General features: G+C 63.8%; 17 protein-coding genes. 8 read left to right on the plus strand and 9 right to left on the minus strand.

Going from position 1 to position 19,697, the window contains the following annotated elements:
* Window positions 1-126: 126 nt before the first annotated feature.
* Window positions 127-1,620, plus strand: coding sequence for a caspase family protein (locus tag BMY71_RS18625; RefSeq protein WP_092685710.1), 1,494 nt, complete (start codon window positions 127-129; stop codon window positions 1,618-1,620).
* 112 nt (window positions 1,621-1,732) lie between these two features.
* Entirely contained in the window at window positions 1,733-2,455 is a 723-nt protein-coding gene (gene aqpZ / locus BMY71_RS18630) for an aquaporin Z (RefSeq protein ID WP_092685711.1), read from the plus strand.
* 213 nt (window positions 2,456-2,668) lie between these two features.
* Here the strand turns inward: aqpZ and BMY71_RS18635 are convergent, their stop codons facing one another.
* Complete coding sequence (locus BMY71_RS18635; RefSeq protein WP_175557716.1) at window positions 2,669-4,546, minus strand: tetratricopeptide repeat protein; 1,878 nt, start codon at window positions 4,544-4,546, stop codon at window positions 2,669-2,671.
* Window positions 4,547-4,733: 187 nt separating this feature from the next.
* On the opposite strand from BMY71_RS18635, the gene BMY71_RS18640 reads away from it, so the two are divergent.
* From BMY71_RS18640 to BMY71_RS18655, 3 genes are all read left to right on the plus strand, one after another.
* A complete protein-coding gene (locus BMY71_RS18640; protein ID WP_244526108.1) occupies window positions 4,734-5,177 on the plus strand; it encodes a hypothetical protein in 444 nt (147 codons plus the stop codon).
* A gap of 236 nt (window positions 5,178-5,413) precedes the next feature.
* Complete coding sequence (locus tag BMY71_RS18650) at window positions 5,414-6,181, plus strand: hypothetical protein (RefSeq protein ID WP_092685715.1); 768 nt, start codon at window positions 5,414-5,416, stop codon at window positions 6,179-6,181.
* 461 nt (window positions 6,182-6,642) lie between these two features.
* Complete coding sequence (locus BMY71_RS18655) at window positions 6,643-7,365, plus strand: dienelactone hydrolase family protein (protein ID WP_244526109.1); 723 nt, start codon at window positions 6,643-6,645, stop codon at window positions 7,363-7,365.
* Window positions 7,366-7,443: 78 nt separating this feature from the next.
* Here BMY71_RS18655 and BMY71_RS18660 read toward each other — a convergent pair whose 3' ends face one another.
* Together BMY71_RS18660 and BMY71_RS18665 are read right to left on the minus strand one after the other, a co-directional pair.
* Window positions 7,444-7,632, minus strand: coding sequence for a hypothetical protein (locus tag BMY71_RS18660; RefSeq protein WP_011502882.1), 189 nt, complete (start codon window positions 7,630-7,632; stop codon window positions 7,444-7,446).
* Between the two features lie 104 nt (window positions 7,633-7,736).
* Window positions 7,737-8,723: a LysR family transcriptional regulator gene (locus BMY71_RS18665; RefSeq protein ID WP_244526110.1), complete on the minus strand. Its 987-nt coding sequence runs from the start codon at window positions 8,721-8,723 to the stop codon at window positions 7,737-7,739.
* A gap of 162 nt (window positions 8,724-8,885) precedes the next feature.
* Here BMY71_RS18665 and ggt point away from each other — a divergent pair, with 162 nt between their 5' ends.
* On the plus strand, window positions 8,886-10,499 hold the full coding sequence (gene ggt, locus BMY71_RS18670; RefSeq protein ID WP_092685718.1) for a gamma-glutamyltransferase: 1,614 nt from the start codon (window positions 8,886-8,888) through the stop codon (window positions 10,497-10,499).
* A gap of 79 nt (window positions 10,500-10,578) precedes the next feature.
* On the plus strand, window positions 10,579-11,757 hold the full coding sequence (locus tag BMY71_RS18675; RefSeq protein WP_210185067.1) for an ABC transporter substrate-binding protein: 1,179 nt from the start codon (window positions 10,579-10,581) through the stop codon (window positions 11,755-11,757).
* Window positions 11,758-11,933: 176 nt separating this feature from the next.
* Here BMY71_RS18675 and BMY71_RS18680 read toward each other — a convergent pair whose 3' ends face one another.
* The 6 genes from BMY71_RS18680 to BMY71_RS18705 form a co-directional block, all read right to left on the minus strand.
* A complete protein-coding gene (locus BMY71_RS18680; protein WP_092685720.1) occupies window positions 11,934-12,725 on the minus strand; it encodes a TOBE domain-containing protein in 792 nt (263 codons plus the stop codon).
* Window positions 12,726-12,922: 197 nt separating this feature from the next.
* The gene (locus tag BMY71_RS18685; protein WP_092685721.1) at window positions 12,923-13,546 is read right to left on the minus strand and encodes a DUF2478 domain-containing protein; all 624 of its coding nucleotides are present in this window, start codon (window positions 13,544-13,546) and stop codon (window positions 12,923-12,925) included.
* A 3-nt stretch (window positions 13,547-13,549) separates the two neighbouring features.
* Entirely contained in the window at window positions 13,550-14,350 is an 801-nt protein-coding gene (locus BMY71_RS18690; protein WP_092685722.1) for an ABC transporter ATP-binding protein, read from the minus strand.
* Complete coding sequence (locus tag BMY71_RS18695) at window positions 14,347-15,369, minus strand: FecCD family ABC transporter permease (RefSeq protein ID WP_092685723.1); 1,023 nt, start codon at window positions 15,367-15,369, stop codon at window positions 14,347-14,349. The genes BMY71_RS18690 and BMY71_RS18695 overlap by 4 nt, the downstream gene beginning before the upstream one ends.
* 1 nt (window position 15,370) lies before the next feature.
* Window positions 15,371-16,423, minus strand: a complete 1,053-nt coding sequence (locus tag BMY71_RS18700; protein WP_092685724.1) for an iron ABC transporter substrate-binding protein — start codon at window positions 16,421-16,423, stop codon at window positions 15,371-15,373.
* A 2-nt stretch (window positions 16,424-16,425) separates the two neighbouring features.
* Window positions 16,426-16,923, minus strand: coding sequence for an SAM-dependent methyltransferase (locus BMY71_RS18705; RefSeq protein WP_092685773.1), 498 nt, complete (start codon window positions 16,921-16,923; stop codon window positions 16,426-16,428).
* Between the two features lie 569 nt (window positions 16,924-17,492).
* Between BMY71_RS18705 and BMY71_RS18710 the strand changes: the two genes are divergently transcribed.
* Window positions 17,493-19,679, plus strand: a complete 2,187-nt coding sequence (locus tag BMY71_RS18710; protein WP_092685725.1) for a TonB-dependent receptor plug domain-containing protein — start codon at window positions 17,493-17,495, stop codon at window positions 19,677-19,679.
* The last annotated feature ends 18 nt before the right edge of the window (window positions 19,680-19,697 follow it).

The raw sequence follows: 19,697 nt of genomic DNA on the forward strand, positions 1-19,697 counted from the left end.
GTTGTCAGCACCCCGGCCGGATCGCCGCCGACCCCTCGATGCATATTTGATTGAACCATGCACAGGTTCTGGCCGACTATCGCCCAGGCGGTCGGATCCGGCCGCAGGGTGTCGAGGGACTGATTGATGCGATCGAACTGGCTCCGGGCGCTGTCGGCGATCGGCGCCGGCGCCATTGTGCTGGCGCTTGCGGCGCCCGCCGCGGCGGCCAAGCGCGTCGCGCTGGTGATCGGCAACAACGATTATCGCAACGTGCCGAAGCTGCAGAAGGCGGTGAACGACGCCCGCACCATGGGCGACGCGCTCCGCACGCTCGGTTTCCAGGTGATGGCCGCGGAGAACCAGAGCCGTATCGGCTTCAGCCAGAGCCTGCTGGCGTTCGACAACGCGATCGAGCCCGGCGACACCGCGTTCTTCTTCTATGCCGGGCATGGCTTCGAGATTTCCGGCCAGAACTTCCTGCTGCCGACCGACGTGCCGGCGGCGACCGAAGGCCAGGAAGAACTGTTGCGCGACGCCTCGATCCTCGCCGACCGCATCGTCGAGCGGCTGCAGAACCGCGGCGCGCGCACCGCGATCCTGGTGCTCGACGCCTGCCGCAACAACCCGTTCGAGCGCCGCGGCACCCGCGCGCTCGCCGGCCGCGGTGGGCTCGCGCCGATGACGACGCTGCCCGAGGGCGTGTTCTCGATCTTCTCGGCGGGGCCGCGGCAGACTGCATTGGATCGGCTGTCGGACACCGACGCCAATCCGAACTCGGTGTTCACGCGGGTGTTCGCCAAGCAGTTGCTCGATCCCGGCGACAATCTCGTGCAGGTGGCGCAGCGGACGCGGCGCACGGTGAGCGAAATGGCCGAGACTGTCGGTCACAAGCAGGTGCCGGTGTATTTCGACCAGATGGTCGACGACGTGTTTCTGAGCGGCGCGCCGAAGCCGGGCGCGGCCGCGCCGGCCGAGCCGCCGCAGAAGGTCGCGGCGCTGCCGCCGGTGGCGCCGTTGAAGCCGCCGACCTCGGAGAGCCTCAACGCGCCGATCGCCAGCTTCTCGCGCCACAATGGCGGCTGGACGGTGTCGTTCTCGATCGCCGATCCGACTCTCGGGATCTCCTGGCGGCTCGGCGACAGCGGAGAATTCCGCGAGACGGGTTTCATGGACGTGCTCGATCCGCGCACCCGCAAGCGGATGCCGAACCCTTCGATCCAGTTGCCGACAGACGCGGCGGCCGCGACCCTCGAGGTGCGCTATGTCGATGCGCAGGGCGAGCTGCAGGGGCCGTTTCCGATCCGCTTCGAGCCGGAGGCCGCGCTGCTGCGCGACCAGCGCAAGATACTTGACATGACCGCGACGAGCTGGCTGTCGTTCCGCGAGTTCAATGGGCTATTGGTCTACTACACACATCTGATGTCTTATCGTTGCGCGATCCGCGAGGCGCGGATCGGGATCGACAGCGCGGTTCCCGACAAGGTGCTGAAAATGCCGGCCTGCGACCTACGCGATCCCGTCGCGATCCCGCACGAGGCGACGCCGTATCTGAAGCTGTCGCCGAACGTGAAATCGGTGTCGGTGGAATTGACCTATCGCGACGGCTCGGTGTCGGAGATCAAGAGTTTTCGGCGTTGACGCGCACCCTGTTGGCTGCCGTCGCGCGGCCGCTTTCTACCCCCACCTTTAGGTCCACACAGGACCGTACTTTCACGCCGGCAGTTCGGTCGTGACCATCGAGGAGATAGAGATGAGTCTGAATAAGTACGTCGCTGAGTTGATCGGCACCTTCTGGCTGACCTTTGCCGGTTGTGGCAGCGCGGTGATCGCCGCGGGATTTCCCGAGGTCGGGATCGGCCTGGTCGGCGTGTCGCTGGCGTTCGGCCTCAGCGTCGTCACGATGGCCTATGCGATCGGCCATATCTCGGGTTGCCACCTCAACCCCGCGGTGACGCTGGGCCTCGCCGCCGGGGGACGTTTCCCGCTCGGGCAGATCGCGCCCTACATCATCGCGCAGGTGCTCGGCGCGATCGCCGCCTCGGCCTTGCTCTACCTGATCGCCAGCGGCGCGCCCGGCTTCGACCTCGCCAAGGGCTTCGCCTCCAACGGCTACGCCGCGCATTCGCCCGGCCAGTACAATCTCGTCGCGTGCTTCGTGATGGAAGTCGTGATGACCATGATGTTTCTGATCGTCATCATGGGCGCCACCCATGGCAAGGCGCCGGCCGGCTTCGCGCCGCTGGCGATCGGACTTGCGCTGGTGATGATCCATCTGGTCAGCATTCCGGTCACCAACACGTCGGTCAATCCGGCGCGCAGCACCGGACCGGCGCTGTTCGTCGGCGGCTGGGCGATCGGCCAGCTCTGGCTGTTCTGGGTTGCGCCGCTGATCGGCGGCGTGCTCGGCGGCGTGATCTATCGCTTCCTCAGCCCGCAGCCGACCGGCGTGGTCGAAGGCGTCAAGCCGAAGTAACCGCGGGAGTGGCGCCACCGCGGAGCGCGGTGGCGTCGTGCGCCACTGCGTGAGTGCGCAAGCGTGACATGCGTAAGGTGAGGCGACGGCGCGGTGGCGCCGCGCCCGCCATCGTCACGCCGCCAGTTCGGCACAGCGGTTGGCGCGCGCCGCGCGAGCCGGCCTGCCGCGCGACGATCCGCGGTTCACGCCTCGATCGGGACCACCTCAACCCTATCTTGCCTTGAAATAGAAACCCTGAGCCGACAACTGCCCGTAGGTGAACGGCTCTTGCTTCTTCGCGGTGCTGGCGTAGACGTCGTCATGCACCATCCGGAATAGCTGGTTGATCTCGAGACCCGGCGCGTCCATGAGCCGGACCAGCGACGTCGCGAACGGGCTGTTGTCGCCGGAGCCGTCGGTCGCGTAGTGGCCGTGCTTGGTGGCAAACGCCACCAGCGTGCCGCTTTCGGGTTCGATACGCGCGAGGCCTCTGCCGACCGAGAGTGATTTCTTCTCTGCGGCGAAGGGATTCTCGCGGCAGGCGTCCAGGATCACGAGACGCATCTTGTCGGCGGCGCCGACTGCGTTGAGGACCTGATCGAGGGCAACGCCTTCGTTCGGAATATTGGCATCGTTCTCGAATTTCGCGTCGACCGGAACGAGATAATTGCTGCCGTCGAGTTCAATGCCGTGACCGGCAAAATAAACAACCGACCAGTTGGCGTTTTTACTCTCGTCGGTGAAGGTTTTAAGTGCAGCCAAAAGCGAGTCCCGGTTCACGTCTGTCAGCAGCTTGACGTTCTGGAAACCGGATCTTCCGAGCGCGTCGGCAATGGCAGCAGCATCCCGTTTGGGATTTGCAAGCGTGTCGAATGCCTCATATTTCGAATTGCCGATCACCAGAGCGATACGCCCACCGGTTCGCTCCGTGCCCGGACGGGTGGCGCCCATTTTGGCGTCGATCCGCTCGATGCCCGCGGCTGCGACGGGGTGCGAAGGAACCAGTTTCAACGCGTCCTGAAGGTCGGCTTGCGCCTTCGCGAAATCGCGCGACCGTTCGAACGCCTGCGCGCGCTGGAGCAGAGCGGTTATGTTCTTCGGCTCGATCTTGAGTGCCTCGTCGAAATCCTTGATTGCCGCCGACAGATTATTGGTCGCGATATAGGCGCGGCCGCGGTTGATGTAGGGGCGGGCAAATCTGGAGTTGATCGCGATGGCCTGCGAAATATCGGTGATCGCGCGGTCATACTCGCCGAGACTAAACTGGACATAGCCTCTGCCGCTGAGATAAGCAGCGGTGTTTGGCGCCAGCTCGAGCGCCCTGTTGTAAGCCGCCAGCGATTTTTCAAACTCCTGCAGCTTGCTGTAAACTGATCCTAATCCTCCATGAGCGGGGGGCAGGTTCGGATTCAGCTTTACGGCTCGGGTCAGGTCGGCCAATGCCTTGTCTTGGTCGCCCATGTCCGAATAGATCATTCCCCTGAAGGCGTAGGGGGCGGCTGCGGTATTGTCGATCTCGAGGGCCGCATTGACATCCGCCAATCCCTTGCCGTTGTCACGCAACGCAAAGAACGCGTTCCCGCGTTGACCCAGCGCGAACGCATTGCGCGGATCCAGCTTCAACGCCTCGTTGAAGTCAGACATGGCTTCGTCGAATTTTCCAATCCGCATTTTGGCGACACCGCGCCAAGCGTAGGCAAAGGGAAATTTCGGATCCTGCTTCACGGCCCGATCGAGTTCGACGATCGCTCCGGCATATTTGCCCTGTTCGATCAGCGATCGCGCTTTGCCGACCGCCGGCCCCGCGACCGAACGCGGCTGGTTCAAGCCACCGGGGCCCTGCCTGCCTGCGCCGCCGGGGCCACCGCCCATGGCGGCCTGGACGCAGGCCCTGACCTTCGGCGTTGCCAGCGCACGGCAGGACTCCAGCGTTCCGCCTGCCTTCATGCAAGGCATGACGATCGGCCTGCCTACGGTTTCGCGACAGCGTTCCAGCGCCTGGCCTTGCGAGAAGGCCGGATTGGCAAGCAGCAGGACCGAGGCGATTGCTGCGAGAGTTGAAATCGAACGCGAAAGAACTTTGCTATAGCAATTGCTGCGCGCCCACATAAAATCTCCCATTAAATAAACTTGCCAAGTAACTTTATAAATGTACCAGCGAGCCGAGAGATCTCAACTATGATCGCCCGATTTTAAGGTTTGTCAATACCGCGACATCGCCTTGGTCAGCGTGATAAATAGCAATTCTTGCCACATTTAAAATGAGGGCATGGGAATGCACGGTCGGACGCTTCGCTTGTTGTTTGCCGCTTCGATTGCCGGTTGCCTGCTCGTTAGTTCGGTAGACCCCGGCTTCGCCGCCAACGTCATTATCACCGAGGAGGAGGGGAAACTCCCGCCTCCGAGGGAAATGCCGGCGCCTTCCGACCGCGGTATTACCCGCGGTCCAAAGATCGAGCTCGACGCCGACGACAAGGTCGTCCTGCGCGCGCCGCTGCATTTGAAGCTGAAATTCAAAACCTACGGCGGCTCAGCGATCGATCTCGGCGCCCTTCAGGCGACTTACATCAAGGAGCCGGCCGTCGATCTGACGACGCGGCTGAAGCCGTTCGCCCAGCAAACAGGCATCGATATTCCCGATGCGCAATTGCCGCCCGGCGAGCATTTCATTCAGATCCTTATCAAGGATTCGGACGGCAGGGCCGTCACCAAGGTTTTCAAGCTCAAGGTTGCTCCCTGACATTTCGGTCGGATCTGCATCGAGGTTCAGAATTTGAAGTGTTATTTCTGCGCGTTCGAAACCGAAACGGGGGTGCTGGTCTGCAGCGCCTGCTCGCGTGATATCGTCGCGCCGGCGTCGGTGATCGCGGAACGCGATGACCTCGTGCGGAAACTCGCCAGCGCGCGCGAAGAGCTGTTGAGGACAAAGGAAGAGATCAAAGCTCTGACGCGGCGCGGCGAGGGTGGCGAAGGCTGATGGAGTGCCCGTTCTGCGTCGAAACAATCAAGGACGAGGCTCTCGCCTGCATGCATTGCTCGCGCGACCTTCGGGTCATTCGCCCGGTGCTGCTCGAGATTCAGGAGACAGTGCTCGAACTCGACAAGGTCAGGCAGGAGCTCGACCGGGAGCGGGCGCGGCTTGAACGCCTCAAGCATCCGTGGCGCACCTTTCTATCCTACGCAGTTCTCTACGTTGCGATCCCGGTCGTGCTGCTCGTCATCGCGCACGTCCTGATCACCATCGCATTCAATATCTCGCCGCTCTATCTGCGCATCGCTTCGGTCCTGATTCCGTTTCCCTTCGGCTTCCTCGCTTTCGTGGTCAGCCGGCTCGGTTTGCGCGGCGCCTTCGCGATAGGGCTTTCGACGGCGACCATCGCGGTCGCGCTGATGCTCGTCATCACCGGCGTCAACGATGCTGTGCCGATCATCCCGACGACGCGCGGGGAGTGGCGGGAGGTCACGGAATACATCGCCAGCGTTTGTCTGGCGTTCGTCACCGGCAACATCCTGAGCGCACTGATCTTCAAGATATTGCCGGGTACGCTGGCGGGTGGCGGGCGACCGAACCCGGCCGCGTTCAAGGTTGCGCTTCTGCTCGGCCGGCATGTCGGCGAGGATCAACTCCGCCGGCGGGCGCGGCTGATCCAGAACATGATGCAGACGGCGGGGCCTCTGGCCGGTGTTGCCGCAACGGCAGTCGGATCGATCTATGCAGGATTGAAAGGCGTCGTCGGACAATGACGGCCGCCAAGCGCTCTCAATATCGTGTCCCTGATAGCGCCAAGCGCTGTCCGCTCTGCCATCCTGTTATAGCGTTTTCGAGCGAAGTGGGTACCGGTTCGCGTGGAGAAAACGCGCCAGAACAAACAGCTAGAGCTCCGGTTCTGATTCGATCAGAACCGGAAAAGCTCTAGCCTGGTGCTCTCGCGGAGCGGCTATCTCTCACCATGTCCGCTGGAGTGTCGTTTTCGGTTCCGTCCCGCATATTCTATCAGTGAGCCCGGGAGGTAGCTGTGATGAAATGGCGACTAATCATGATGGCGTTGACGATGTACGGCCTGACAGGCGCTCTGAATGCCGAGCAGCAGCCGGTGCATCGTGATAGACTGCCCTCCGAGATCGTCCGCCGGGCTGCAACCTATGCGACCGATCTGACATTTCCCAATCATCCGGAAACGTCCGCCGACGTCGATCCGCCGCGTATGGCGTTGCTGAAGCCTGCCGGGGATGGACCGTTCCCCGCCATTGTGCTGGTCCATCAGTGTAGCGGGCTCAACCCAGCGGTGTTGGCGTGGGTACGGCGCGCGATCAGCCGGGACTACGCGGTGCTGCTGCTCGACAGCCTTACCGCACGCGGCGTCACGAGCCTCTGTCATGGCCCGAAAGCCGGCGTCAATCTGATCCGGGGCACCAGGGACGTGCTGCAGGCGGCGCAGTTCTTGCGGAAGCAGTCATTCGTGGATGGCGAGCGCGTTGCCCTCGTCGGCTTCTCCTGGGGCGGCATGATCGGACTGCTGGCGTCGAGCCGGCATTATGTCGGCGCATTGGAATCCGGGCCCGGATTTGCAGCTGTCGTCAGCTTCTATCCAGGGTGTTTTCGAATCACGCCGCCCAACGGACAACCGTTCGAATTGGTGAATTCCGATATCGCCCAGCCGCTGCTGGTGTTGATGGGAGAGGCAGATACCGAAACACCGGCCGCCGACTGCGTCAGGAATCTCGATCCGATCAAGGCGGCGGGTGCGCCGGTCGAGTGGCACAGCTACCCGTATGCGACGCATTGCTGGGATTGCCAGCACCTCGACGGCTTCCGCAAGATCGATGTCCGCGGCAACGAGGTCGCTTTCACGTACCAGCAAACTGTGGTCGACGATTCCGAGCGGCGGCTGTTCGAATTTCTCGACCGCCGACTGACGCGTCCTTGATCGGCGCAGACGACCAGGTGACGCCCCAGTCAGCCCGCAGGCCGACGGCATCGAGAAACATTGCACCCGATCGGCGGTTCACGCCTTCCGCGAGATCAAGATCAGCACCAGCCCGCCGATCGCGGTGGTGGCGCCGTAATACGCCCACTGCGTCTGCTTCAACATGAAGCTCGACTCCGGCCAGTTGATGTAGCCGAGGCCCTGGCCGGTCCAGACCAGCCCCATCAAGACGGCGATGATTCCGATGGTGAGAAACAGCGTGCGCATGATCGTGTCTCCGGTCCGCGGATGGATTTCAGCATGGCGCTCGGCGTGGCGAAGTCAATCGGTCGTTCGTCCGCAGGGCAGGCGGGGGCGTGCTTGCGCGAGTGTCAGCGTCGTCGCGTCTTTGGTCGTGCTGACGCTGCTTGATGCGCCACGCGGCTCTTCGACACGCGCGGAGAGGGTTGGGACCGCGTTTCCTGGCTTGCGATCGACGCTGTTGCGACATCGACGAAATGAGCAGCGAGCGGCGACAGATTGTCGTCATGCCACGCCAGCACGATGTCGAGCGTCACCGAGGCGTCCTCGATTTCCAGTGATCTGATTCCGGGCGGCAGCGTCGGGATGAACGAGGCATCGAGGATGGTGCAGCCGAAGCCCGATCTGACGAGCTGCAGCAGCACCGGGACGTCGTCGGCTTCCTCGACCACATTCGGCGTCAGACCTTGCGCCCCGAACATGTCGTCGACGAGCTTGCGGAAACCGCGCCATCGATTGGCCGTTCCGATCACGATCGGAACCGTCGTCAGCCGCTGCAGCGATATCGCATGATCTGCCGCCCAGGCGTGATTGCTGGGCACCAGCGCGATCAGACGCTCCTTCGAAACAGCCACGTTGCGCAGCGGCGCGGCCGCCAGGTTCGACATCATGAAGCCGACGTCGATCGCGCCCTGGTCCAATCCGGTGACTTGCTCGGAGGATGCCAGAAGGCGGAGCGCGACGGTGGCGTCCGGATATTTTCTGCGAAAATCGATGATGATGTTCGACATCGGACTCATCGCGGCGAATGTCGAATAGCCGACCACGACGGTCCCGCTGAGACCCTGCGCCACCTGGCCGGCGCGGGCGCAGGCCCGAGCCAGACGCCGCACCGCATCGGCGCCGTCGCGATAAAGCACCTCGCCGGCCGGGGTCAGCGCCACATGCCGGGTCGACCGTTGAAACAGCTGGAAGCCGAGCTGCTGCTCGAGCTGGCGAATGCTGCGGCTCAGGGCAGGTTGCGCAATGTGCAGCGCCTGCGCCGCCTTGCGAAAACTGAGCGTCTCGGCGACCGCCAGGAAGTACGGGATTCTTGATTGAACGGAGGGGTGGATCATCGCAGGCCCGTCAGATTGATGCCGATAGGGTATCAAAGAGCGTCTCATTGGTATTGGACGGACATTAATGCGGCCTGTCAAATGCGGGCCTGCAGGGTCGCCCGCCGAGAGGCGCGGCTCGCATATCGGCCGTGGCGGCCGCAATCAGACCACGAGGAACGCATGGCAAAACCAACGGCGATGATTGTCGCGGCGCAGGCGGAAGCCGCCGAAGCGGGGGCCTCGATCCTGCAGGCCGGCGGCAACGCCGTCGACGCCGCAGTCGCCTGCGCCCTGGTCCAGGGCGTCGTCGATCCATTGATGGCCGGCATCGCCGGCTTCGGCAGCGCCAGCTTCTATCTTCCCGGACAACAATTTCACAAATACCTGGATTTCCATGCGCCTGCGCCCGCGGCCGCGCGCCCGGAGATGTGGGAGCATCTGATCGAAGGCGAAGCGCGCGACGGTTACGGCTTCATCCTCAAGGGCAAGGTCAACGACATCGGCTATCAGTCGGTCTGCGTCCCGGCCTCGCTGAAAGCGCTCCACGCGGCGCATGTCAGGTTCGGCGCGCTGCCGTGGCGTGACGTCGTGGCGCCCGCGATCGACTGGGCCGAGCGTGGCTGGATGGTGCGTCCACACGTCGAACTGTTCTGGTCCGATCCCGGCACGATGGGACGCGCCGCGGTCGTCGACCGGCTGACGTTCTCGGCCTCTGGCCGCAGGCTGTACTGCCGCGACGACGGCACGCCGAAGCGCGTCGGCGATCTCGTTCACAATCCCGACTACGCCAATACGCTGCGCATGATTGCCGACGGCGGCTCGGACGTCTTCTACAAGGGGGAGCTCGGCCGTCGCATCGTCAGCGACATGCGTCAGAACGGCGGACTCATCACCGCCGAAGATCTTGCGGCGTATGAACCCAAATGGTTCGATCCGTTGCGTGGCAGCTATCGCGGCCACGACGTCACCACAAACAATCCACCCGGCGGCGGGCTGATGCTGATCGAGATGCTCAACATCCTCGAGCAGTTCGATCTCGCCGGCATCGGACACAACAGCGCCGAGTACATTCGCATCGTCTGCGAAGCGATGAAGCGCGCGACGGTCGACAAGGACAACGCCATCGGCGATCCGTCATTTGTCGACGTTCCGGTCGCGCAACTGGCTTCGAAGGACTATGCGGCGGAGGTCGCCCGGAACATCGTGGCGGGCGGCAAGATCGAGGTTCCCCGGTTCAATTCGGGGTTTCCGTCGAAAGATACCACGCACGTGTCGGTGGTCGATCGCGACGGCAACTGTGTGACGATGACGCATTCGCTCGGGATGCCGTCGGGCGTCATCACCGAGGGGCTCGGCTTCTTCTACAATGGCTGCATGGCCGTGTTCGATCCGAGGCCCGGACGAGCCGGCAGCATCGCGCCCGGCAAGGCGCGGTTCACGTCGGTTTGTCCGTCGATCGTCTTCCGCGATGCGAAGCCCTATCTGGTGATCGGCGCGCCGGGCGCGACACAGATCGCGATGGGCGTGCTGCAGGCGATCCTCAACGTGATCGATTTCGACATGACCATGACGGAAGCCGTGAGTGCGCCGCGCTTCTCGGCGACCAGCAACAGCATCGACGTCACGAACCGGATCACCCACGGCGTCGCGCGTCAGCTCAAAGCCGACGGCTACGAGGTCATTCGCAGCCCCTACACATTCGGCATCGCCGCCGTGCATGGCATTCGTATCGACGGTGACAGGCTGGACGGTGGCGCCGATCCGGGACATGACGGCCTCGCCATCGGGGTCTGATCGTTGTGGCCGAACCAATTCAATCAAAGGGAGAGAAATTGTGAAGACCAGAACGCTGCTTGCCGCTGCTGCAATGACGATGTCTGTAACGACGGCGGCGCGCGCTCAGGTCTCTGATGATGCAGTCAGGATCGGCGTGCTGACGGATCACTCCGGCGGGTTCGCCCACCTCGTGGGCAAGCGCTCGGTGGACGCCGCGCAGATGGCGGTCGATGATTTCGGCGGCACGGTGCTCGGCAAACCGATCTCGGTGATCACGGCGGATCATCAGAACAAGGCGGACATCGCCTCCGCGCTCAGCCGGAAATGGTTCGAGACGGAAGGCGTCGACGCCATCACCGACGTGGCCGGCTCCGCAGTGGCGTTGGCCACTCAGGAAATCGCCCGGTCCCGCAACAAGATCGTCCTGGTGTCGGGCGCCGCGACCACCGAACTGACCGGCAAGGCCTGCTCGGCGACGACCACGCAGTGGAGCTATGATACTTACGCGCTGGCGAAGGGCACGGCGGCCCAGGTGACCAAGCAGGGCAATGGAGCGTCGTGGTTCTTTCTGACCAGCGACTACGCATTCGGCCATTCGCTGCAGAATGAAGCCAGCCGTTTCGTCGAGGCGAATGGCGGCAAGGTGGTCGGCGCGGTGCGTTTTCCATTCGGGTCGTCGGACTTCTCGTCGTTCCTGCTGCAAGGTCAGGCCTCGAAGGCGAAGGTGATCGGACTGGCGATGTCCGGCGCCGACCTCATTTCGGCGATCAAGCAGGCGGGCGAATTCGGGATCGTCCAGTCCGGCCAGAGCCTCGCCGGCCTCGCGATCTACATCAACGATGTCGAGGGACTGGGGCTGAAAACGGCGCAGGGCCTGACGCTGACCACCTCGTTCTATTGGGATATGAACGACGAGACCCGGTCATGGGCCAAGCGGTACATGGAGCGGTCGGGCGGGTTCATTCCCAATTTCATTACCGCAGGCACCTACGCTTCGGTGATGCACTATCTCAAGGCGGTGCAGGCTGCGGGGACGGACGAGGGCACGGCGGTCGCGGCCAAGATGCGGGACATGCCGGTGAACGATTTCTACAACAAGGATGTCGCAATCCGCGTCGATGGTCGGGTCATGCACAAGACCTTTCTGATGGAGGTCAAGAAGCCCGCCGAATCGAAGTATCGCGGCGATTACTACAAGGTGCTGGCCGAAATGTCCGGAGACGAATCCTTCCGGCCGCTGTCCGAAAGCCAGTGTCCGCTGGTCAAGGCGAAGTAACCGCGACGACAGCGTCACAGCCCAGCGCAATGGCGTAACTGTGTGATTGCCGAAAGTGGAAGGTGTGGCGACGGCGCGCTTGCGCCGCGCCCGGCAGCTTCGCGGCGACCTGCTGTTTTTGCCTTCCGCGAGATCAAGATCAGCATCAGCGCGCCGCGCGCGGGCGGCGTCAAAATTCAGTCGACGGCGATGATGACGTGATCCGGATCGAACGTCGCCGCGGCTTCCGAGCCTTCGACGATACCGAGATCCTCGATCTGGTGACGCTGGACCACTGCGACGAGCGTCTTGCCGTTGCCGAGGTCGAGATGCACCTCGGAGTGAACTTCCGCATCGATGCGCTGAATCACCGAGCCGCGGAACAGGTTGCGCCGCAGTTTCGCTGCGTCGTCCGGAGATACCAGGCGCACGAAGGGAGCTTTCACAATCGCCAGCGCCTTGCGGCCGGGCACGAGGCCGAGCTGCTCGGTCGCGGCATTGGTGATGATCGCGTGAATCGCGTGGTCGTCCGAGACTTTGAGGATGACTTCGACGTCGACCGGCCAGCGCCGGATGTTGACCACCTCGGCATGGAAGATGTTTCGCGCCGATATTTTGAATCCGGTGCCCCACATCAGCGCGTCGCCGATGTCTTCGAGGCCTTCTTCGGCGATCAGCGACGATATCTTCGTGAGCTGATCTTCCAGGCGATGGAACACGGAAATCAGCCGCCGGCCTTCGTCGGTGATCTCGGCGGCGCCGCCGACGCGGCCGCTGGTCCGGGTCACGAATGCAGGCGTCGGCAACAGATTGTTGATCGCGTCGACGGCCTCCCACGCGGTCTTGTAGCTGATCCCCGTCGCCTTCGCGGCCTTGCTGATGCTGCCGTGTTCGGCGACCGCCTCCAGCAGGCGGATGCGATCACGGCCGACCAGAACACGTCCGCCGCTCCGCAGCACCAGATATGCGTCGATCTTGTCTTCCGCCATCGCGTCGGGTCGCGTGATTCAGATTGTTGATGGAGCATGATCCTTTGCAGGAAGCGGTCGCAGTTTCGGGATCATGCCGGAGGGCCGCAACCCTAGGCGATCCCGGCGCGGGGGGGAAGCGAGATGCAGCAACAGCGAAGGCTCCGCAATGCCGCATCGGCTGAGGCGCGGTCTGACTTGGCCGTCCGCTGACAGGTTCAGCCGTTGCTCGCCCGGCGTTGCGCGGCGAGGGCGTCGAACCAGGCGACGATGGCGTCCTGATCGCAGCTCAACTCCGTCCAGTCCGCGCCCGCGAATGCGATCCAGCCCGGCAGCATCGATTGCTCGACTGCAACGAGCGCGGGCGTCTGGTCGGCGACGGCGAGACCGACTTCCTCGCGAATGCCGCGTCCGGCGAGTTCTTCCTTGGCGAAGCGTCCGAACAGAACAAGGTCGGGCTGCGTGGCGATCGCCGCGGCGAGCCGCACCCGCGCCTGTGCGAGGCCATCGGCGCTGAGGATGCACGAGGTCGATCCCGGGCCGAGATCCTGCGACAGAGCGATGGAATCGCCGCGCGTGACGTCGTCGAGCCACAGCGAGGCGCGGCCGTTTGAATGCGGCGCGCCATTGCGGGGGACGACGCCGGCGATCCGGGCGCCGGGCCGGGCGAGCAGGCGGTCCCGGACGGCGGCGAGCATTGTTTCGAGGGGATCGCCGGCGCGATAGACCACGACGGCGAGAGGAAACACCCCGCCGGGTCGTTCGGATGCGTCGGCGTTGGTCGCGGCGCGGTCAGCGTCATCGGCGCGATCGTGGCTTTGGTCTGGTTTGTTGCACGACATCTCTTACACCTCGGAAACGGCCTGTGGGGGAGCGGGTGAGCGCGTCACTACACGACGCCCTGAGGGGGTCGATTCGAGGCAAAGCTCGACGCCATAGAGGCTGCGCAGACGAGGGGCGGTCAGGATGTCGTCGACAGCGCCGACTTCGAAGCGCTGCATCCGGCCGAGGACGGCGACGCGGTCGGCGATCGCGAAGGCCTGCTCCGGCTCGTGGGTCGACACCAGCAAGGATAGTCCCCGCGCCGCCAGCGCGCGGACCTGATCGAGCAGAGCGAGGCGATTGCCGATATCAAGGCTGGCGGTCGGCTCGTCCATCACGATGATGTCGGTGTCCTGGGCGAGCGCGCGCGCGATCAACATCAGCTGCCTCTGACCGCCCGAAATCCGATCGGCGGTCCGGTCGGCGAGGCCGGCGATGCCGAGCGCGTCCAGCGCGCGTCGGGCGGCGGCCATATCGTTGCGGCCCGGCGTCTCGAACAGGCCGAGCCGAGCGGTGCGGCCCATCACCACGATGTCGATCACGGTGTGGCTCGGATCGCCCTGGTAGGCCTGCGGCACCAGCGCGATGTGGCGGGCGATCTGCTCGCGGCGCATCGTCGTGATGTCGCGGCCGCCGATCAGGATCTGGCCGCGCAGCGGCGGCAGCAGGCCGAGGATGGTCTTGAACAGCGTCGTCTTGCCGACGCCGTTGGGTCCCATCAGACAGGTGGTGCTGCCGCCTGTCAGATCGAGGTCGATGCCGTCGAACAGCGTCACGCCGTCGTAACCGATCGCCACGTTCCGCAGGGAGAGGCAAGCCGTCATTCGCGCCTCCACAGCGCGCGCGTACCATGTCGGGTGATCAGCCAGACGAACAGGCCGCCGCCGACCAGCGCCGTCAACACGCCGATCGGAATTTCGATCCGCGCAACGGTTCGCGCCAGGGTGTCGACCACGACCATGAACGCCGCGCCGAGCAGGATCGACACCGGCAGCAGGCGGTCGAAGCGCGGCCCGACCAGCAGGCGCGCCAGATGCGGCACCATCAGGCCGACCCAGCCGATCACGCCCGACACCGCGACGACGCTGGCGGTGATCAGGGTTGCGGCGGCGATCACCACCTGCCGGGTGCGGCGTGCGTCGACGCCGAGCGCGCGGGCGTCGTCATCGCCGAGCGACAGCACGGCGATCCGCCAGCGCAGCAGGAATAACGGGACCAGCCCGATCGCCACGGTCGGGATCACCACCGCAAGGTCTTCGGGACGGATGCTGGCGAGGCTGCCGAGCAACCAATAGGTGATCATCGGCAGTTGCGAGTAGGGGTCGGCGACGATCTTGACCAGGGAGATCGCCGCCGCCGCGATGGCGCCGACGACGATGCCGGCGAGGACCAGCATCAGAATGTCGCCGCGTTCGCGCAGCGACCAGGCGAGGGCGGAGACCAGGACGACGGTCAACGAACCGGTGACGAAGCCCATCAGTTCGATCACCGCGATCGGAAAGCCGAACAGGATGCCGATCACCGCGCCGAACCCGGCGCCGTGCGAGACGCCGAGAATGTCGGGCGACACCAGCGGATTGCGGAACAGACACTGATACGCCGCGCCGGCCGCGGCCAGCGCAGCGCCGACGCAGATCGCGGCGGCGATGCGCGGCAGACGAACCTGGAACAGCACGATCGCGGCCTGCCCATCGTCGCGACCGCCGGCGAGCCGATCCAGCATCGCGGCGATGACCTCGCCCGGTGCAATCGGGTAAGGCCCGGTTCCCGCGGCGATCACCACGACGAAAGCCAGAACAGCGGCGAGACCGATCACGACCGGCGTGATCCTCTGGCTTGCCACGTCAGTGACCAGAGCCTTTGAGAAGGTTTTCAATCTCCGCATCCGAAACGTCGACTTGATAGAACAGCCGATAGAAGCTGCGTAGTTCGGCCTCCCGCGCCGTCTTGGTGCGGTCGGGATAGAGCGTGTGGAGGAGGAGCGGCAAGCCGATCAGGCGATTGACGGAGGGCGGCAGATCGATGCTGCCGAACGGCTGGTTCGGAAGCAGAAACACCCGCTTCATCTTCACCGCCGGGACGACCTGCCATTCGGGGCGTTCCAGGATCATGCGGTGGACGGCGGGATCGATGGTCACGATCGTGTCCGGAGCCCATGCGATGACCTGCTCGGGCGAGACGCGCGCAAGGCCGCCGGCCTCGCGGACGCCGTCGACCACATTGACGGCGCCGACCCGCTCGATGATCTCGGTGTTGATCGATCCACGTGATCCGGTTTCGAATCCGTCGAGGCCGCGGGCGAGATAGATGCGCGGCCGCGCCGCCGGCGGCACGGTCGCGACGACGCGGTCGACCTCGGCGAAGATCGTTTCGCTGGCGCGGGCGAGGGCTTCGCCGCGTTCGCTCACGCCCAGAATGTCGGCGAGCAGCCGCAGCGCCGCCGGCGTGTTCTCGAAGCGCCCGTCGATCAGCAGATAGGGAATCCCGGTCTGCGCCTGGATGCGCTCGGCGATCGATCGGTAGGTTTCATTTGTCGCGCCGAAATCGATGATGACGTCGGGCCGGCTCGCCATCAGGCGCTCGGTGCTGATGGTGTCGCCGCGTCCGGTGAGCCGTCCGAGTTCGGGGAGCTCATGCGTGGCCGGCAACAGGAACGGCTTGTCGATGTCGCGGGGCGCGCGCCCCCAGCCGATCATCTTGTCCGGCGCGACGACATAGAGCAGCACGCCCGCCGGCGGCCCCGACGCGAAGACGCGTGTGATGGTGTCGGGGACTTCGACGCGGCGGCCGGCGGAGTCGACGATGCTGCGGGCTTCGGAGTGAGATGCAGCGCCGAGGCTCAGGGCTGACAGGACCGGAACGATCAGCAGGATCTTGCGCCATGCGACGCCGATCATGGTCACTGCTCTCCCACGTGGAAATCGCCGGGCTTCTCCGGCGCCTGTGGGATGAAGGTCGATCGATCGGGCTTCAGATCCACCAGGGGCGTGCCGTCCAGGCAATCGAGGCCACGGACGAGAAGATTGGCGCCGTCGCGACCTTCGAGGCGCACGACCGACGTTCCGATCGGGTTTGGACGAATAGGTGAGCGGAGCGAAAACGTGCCGCGTGCGTCGCCGTCATCTCGGGGGCACTGCAGCAGCAGATCGCGCCGCGAGCGATGCAGCCAGTAGAACACTTCGATCAGTGCGTCGTCGCTGATGCCGGCCAGCGCCGGCACCCAGGTCTCGAACAGTTCGATCCGGCAGAGCGGTCCGTCCGGTCGGCCACGGCGCGGGCAGGCGCCGAGGTCCGTCCAGGGCGTGTGGATTCGGCCGATGAACACCAGGCTGGCGTCTGTGCCGCCCCGCCAGTCCGTCGCCACTTCTCCCATTCTGATTTCGTTGTCCGCTTTCATGTCGTCGTCCAATCCGTTCGCGGCGCCGGCCACAGCCAAGCTCGAGAGCATTGGGCGTTCAGCCGGACCGGCATGAAACAATATATGTACATTTTCTACATTAACGGAACTCCCGGTCAATGGAATGCCGGGCGCTGCCCGATCGCGGGAATGAGTCGATTATGTGTCTTTTTGGTCGCATTTTGGCCGAAAACTGGCTCGTTCAAGCGGTAAATCGGGGCGAAATCGCATCCAAACACCGTAAATACACGTTTAAAGTGTATTTTGAGGGATTGATCGCTGTTGGACGGTTGGCAAGTCGTCCCCAATCCCCAAAGATCATTATATGTATTTCGGTTACCTAAATTGTGATGAGGCGCGTCCTCTCGTTTTCCGGGTTCGTCGGCCCAGTCGGGCCATCTTCATGTCGGCGGCCGGCCGATCGCGCGGCGCAGTCCGAGGGACGCAGCCGCGCGGGATCCCGCGGATCGCGCCGACATCGCTGACCACCTTCCGATTTCGCACTGACAGTCGACGGCGCGAGCTGCGGTGCTTTCTTTCGACGCGCGCAATCCTGGACTGGGGGCAAAATGAAACGGATGAAGGGTGTTACCATTCTGCTGGCGAGCGCTGCGACGGTCACGTCCGGTGCGGGGTACGCCGGCAACGAAGGCAAGGGGGCCTATGAGCTCGGAATGATCCAAGTGACTGCGCCGGTGGATGAAGGTTCCGAGTTCGGCGACTACGGCGGCAGCACGATCTCCAACACGCAGACCGAGACCTACAACAAGCCGACGCTCGACAAGGCGATCGACCTCGTGCCCGGCGTCAATGCCGGCAATACCGGCAGCCAGCGCAACGAAACCAACATCTACGTCCACGGCTTCGACCGTCTGCAGGTGCCGCTGTCGATCGACGGCGTGCGCATCTACCTTCCGGCCGATAATCGCCTCGACTTCTCGCGCTTTCTGACCGACGACATCGCGCAGATCCAGATCGCCAAGGGCTACGCATCCGTGCTCGACGGGCCGGGCGCTCTGGGCGGGGCGATCAATCTGGTCTCCAAGAAGCCGGTCAAGGCGCTGGAGGGCGAATGGCGCAGCCAGGCCGAATTCGGCAACACCGGCGTGTTCGACGGATTCAAGAATTACGGCCGCGTCGGCAGCAAGCAGGACCAATACTACTTCCAGGCCAGCGGCACGTGGCGCAAGGTCGAGGGTTGGGAGCTGCCGTCGAGCTTCACGCCGACCGCGGTCGAGGACGGCGGTCGGCGCAACTTTTCGGACTCCAACGATTGGAGCGTCAATCTGAAGGCCGGCTGGACGCCCAATCCGACCGATGAGTACTCGATCAATTTTATCAAGCAGAACGGCAAGAAGAACGCGCCGTACAATGTCGAACCGACGGCGTCGCCAAGATACTGGTCGTGGCCGTCTTGGAATGTGCAGATCTTGTCGGCGGCGACCAAGACCGAGATCGGCGACGACGCCTACGTCAAGACGCGGACGTTCTGGGAGACCTTCGACAACGCGATCGACATGTGGGACAACGCGGCGCAGACGCAGCGATACTCCACCAGCGCGGCGCGGTCGATCTATCAGGATTGGGCGGTCGGCAATACGGTCGAGGTCGGCAAGGAATTCGGCAGCTTCGACACCCTCAAGGTGGCCACGCATGTGCGGCGTGACAGCCATTCCGAATGGAACGAGCTGTTCACCGACCGCTTCGGCCTGAATGCGACCACGACGCCGAAAAGCTCCTCCTGCAACACCAGCGTCACCTCGAGCGGGGTCTGCTTCAACGAGCCGACCCAGACCTCCGTCGAAGACACCTATTCGGTGGCGACGGAAAATACGGTGCACATTACGCCGAGCTTCGACTGGGTGCAGGGCGCCAGCTATGACTGGCGGCATCTCAGCAAGGCCAACGACTACGTGCTCGGACAGTACAGCAAGGGCGCCTATTACGAGCCGTCCTGGATCAACTACAAGCTGTTCGACGATTCGGCCTTCAACTGGCAGTCGGCGGCGATCTGGCGTTACTCGGACACGGCGAAGCTGTTCATGAACATCTCGGACCGCACCCGGTTTCCGACATTGTTCGAACGCTACAGCTCGCGCTTCGGAACGGGCGCGTCGAACCCGCAATTGCTTCCCGAACGCGCGGTCAACTATCAGCTTGGGTGGACCAATGCCTTTGCCCCGAAAAGTCAGGTGTCGGTGCTCGTCTATTATGCCGACGTCAGGGACATGATCCAGTCGGTCGCGACCGGCCGCACCTTCGTCGACCCGGTTTCCGGGAGGGCTTCCACGATCACGCAGAACCAGAATGTCGGCAATGGCTATCGCTATGGCGTCGATTTCGCGGTCGACTATGCGGTCGGCGCCACGCTCGTTCTGGGCGGAAACGCCTCCTACATCCACAACGTCCTGACCCACCCCACCGATCCGACGATCCAGCAGACCGGGATTCCGACCGTCAAGGGAATGCTCTATGCGAGCTACAGCCCGATCGAATCGGTGACCCTGACGCCGAACCTGTTGTTCGCCGACGATCGCTGGTCGCAGAAGAACCAAGTGATCGCCCAGAAATCGGTTTCCAGCTACGTCAAGACCGGCTCCTATATGCTGGCCAATTTCACGGCGGATTACCGGATGCGGGAGAACCTCACCTGGTCCGGCGGGGTGAGAAACATCTTCGATCAGGAATACTCGCTCGCCTGGGGCTATCCCGAAGCCGGGCGAACCTACTACGTGGCCATGAAGGCGACATTCTGAGATCGGCCGATCAACCAA

The organism is Rhodopseudomonas pseudopalustris, from assembly GCF_900110435.1.
Classification (GTDB): Bacteria; Pseudomonadota; Alphaproteobacteria; order Rhizobiales; family Xanthobacteraceae; genus Rhodopseudomonas; species Rhodopseudomonas pseudopalustris.

Excerpts from the sequence above, each read along its gene's own strand:
- BMY71_RS18625 (WP_092685710.1), top strand. The coding sequence starts at position 127 with ATGCGATCGAACTGGCTCCGGGCGCTGTCGGCGATCGGCGCCGGCGCC.
- aqpZ (WP_092685711.1), top strand. The coding sequence starts at position 1,733 with ATGAGTCTGAATAAGTACGTCGCTGAGTTGATCGGCACCTTCTGGCTG.
- BMY71_RS18635 (WP_175557716.1), bottom strand. The coding sequence starts at position 4,546 with ATGTGGGCGCGCAGCAATTGCTATAGCAAAGTTCTTTCGCGTTCGATT.
- BMY71_RS18650 (WP_092685715.1), top strand. The coding sequence starts at position 5,414 with ATGGAGTGCCCGTTCTGCGTCGAAACAATCAAGGACGAGGCTCTCGCC.
- BMY71_RS18655 (WP_244526109.1), top strand. The coding sequence starts at position 6,643 with ATGGCGTTGCTGAAGCCTGCCGGGGATGGACCGTTCCCCGCCATTGTG.
- BMY71_RS18660 (WP_011502882.1), bottom strand. The coding sequence starts at position 7,632 with ATGCGCACGCTGTTTCTCACCATCGGAATCATCGCCGTCTTGATGGGG.
- BMY71_RS18665 (WP_244526110.1), bottom strand. The coding sequence starts at position 8,723 with ATGATCCACCCCTCCGTTCAATCAAGAATCCCGTACTTCCTGGCGGTC.
- ggt (WP_092685718.1), top strand. The coding sequence starts at position 8,886 with ATGGCAAAACCAACGGCGATGATTGTCGCGGCGCAGGCGGAAGCCGCC.
- BMY71_RS18675 (WP_210185067.1), top strand. The coding sequence starts at position 10,579 with ATGTCTGTAACGACGGCGGCGCGCGCTCAGGTCTCTGATGATGCAGTC.
- BMY71_RS18680 (WP_092685720.1), bottom strand. The coding sequence starts at position 12,725 with ATGGCGGAAGACAAGATCGACGCATATCTGGTGCTGCGGAGCGGCGGA.
- BMY71_RS18685 (WP_092685721.1), bottom strand. The coding sequence starts at position 13,546 with ATGTCGTGCAACAAACCAGACCAAAGCCACGATCGCGCCGATGACGCT.
- BMY71_RS18690 (WP_092685722.1), bottom strand. The coding sequence starts at position 14,350 with ATGACGGCTTGCCTCTCCCTGCGGAACGTGGCGATCGGTTACGACGGC.
- BMY71_RS18700 (WP_092685724.1), bottom strand. The coding sequence starts at position 16,423 with ATGATCGGCGTCGCATGGCGCAAGATCCTGCTGATCGTTCCGGTCCTG.
- BMY71_RS18705 (WP_092685773.1), bottom strand. The coding sequence starts at position 16,923 with ATGAAAGCGGACAACGAAATCAGAATGGGAGAAGTGGCGACGGACTGG.
- BMY71_RS18710 (WP_092685725.1), top strand. The coding sequence starts at position 17,493 with ATGAAACGGATGAAGGGTGTTACCATTCTGCTGGCGAGCGCTGCGACG.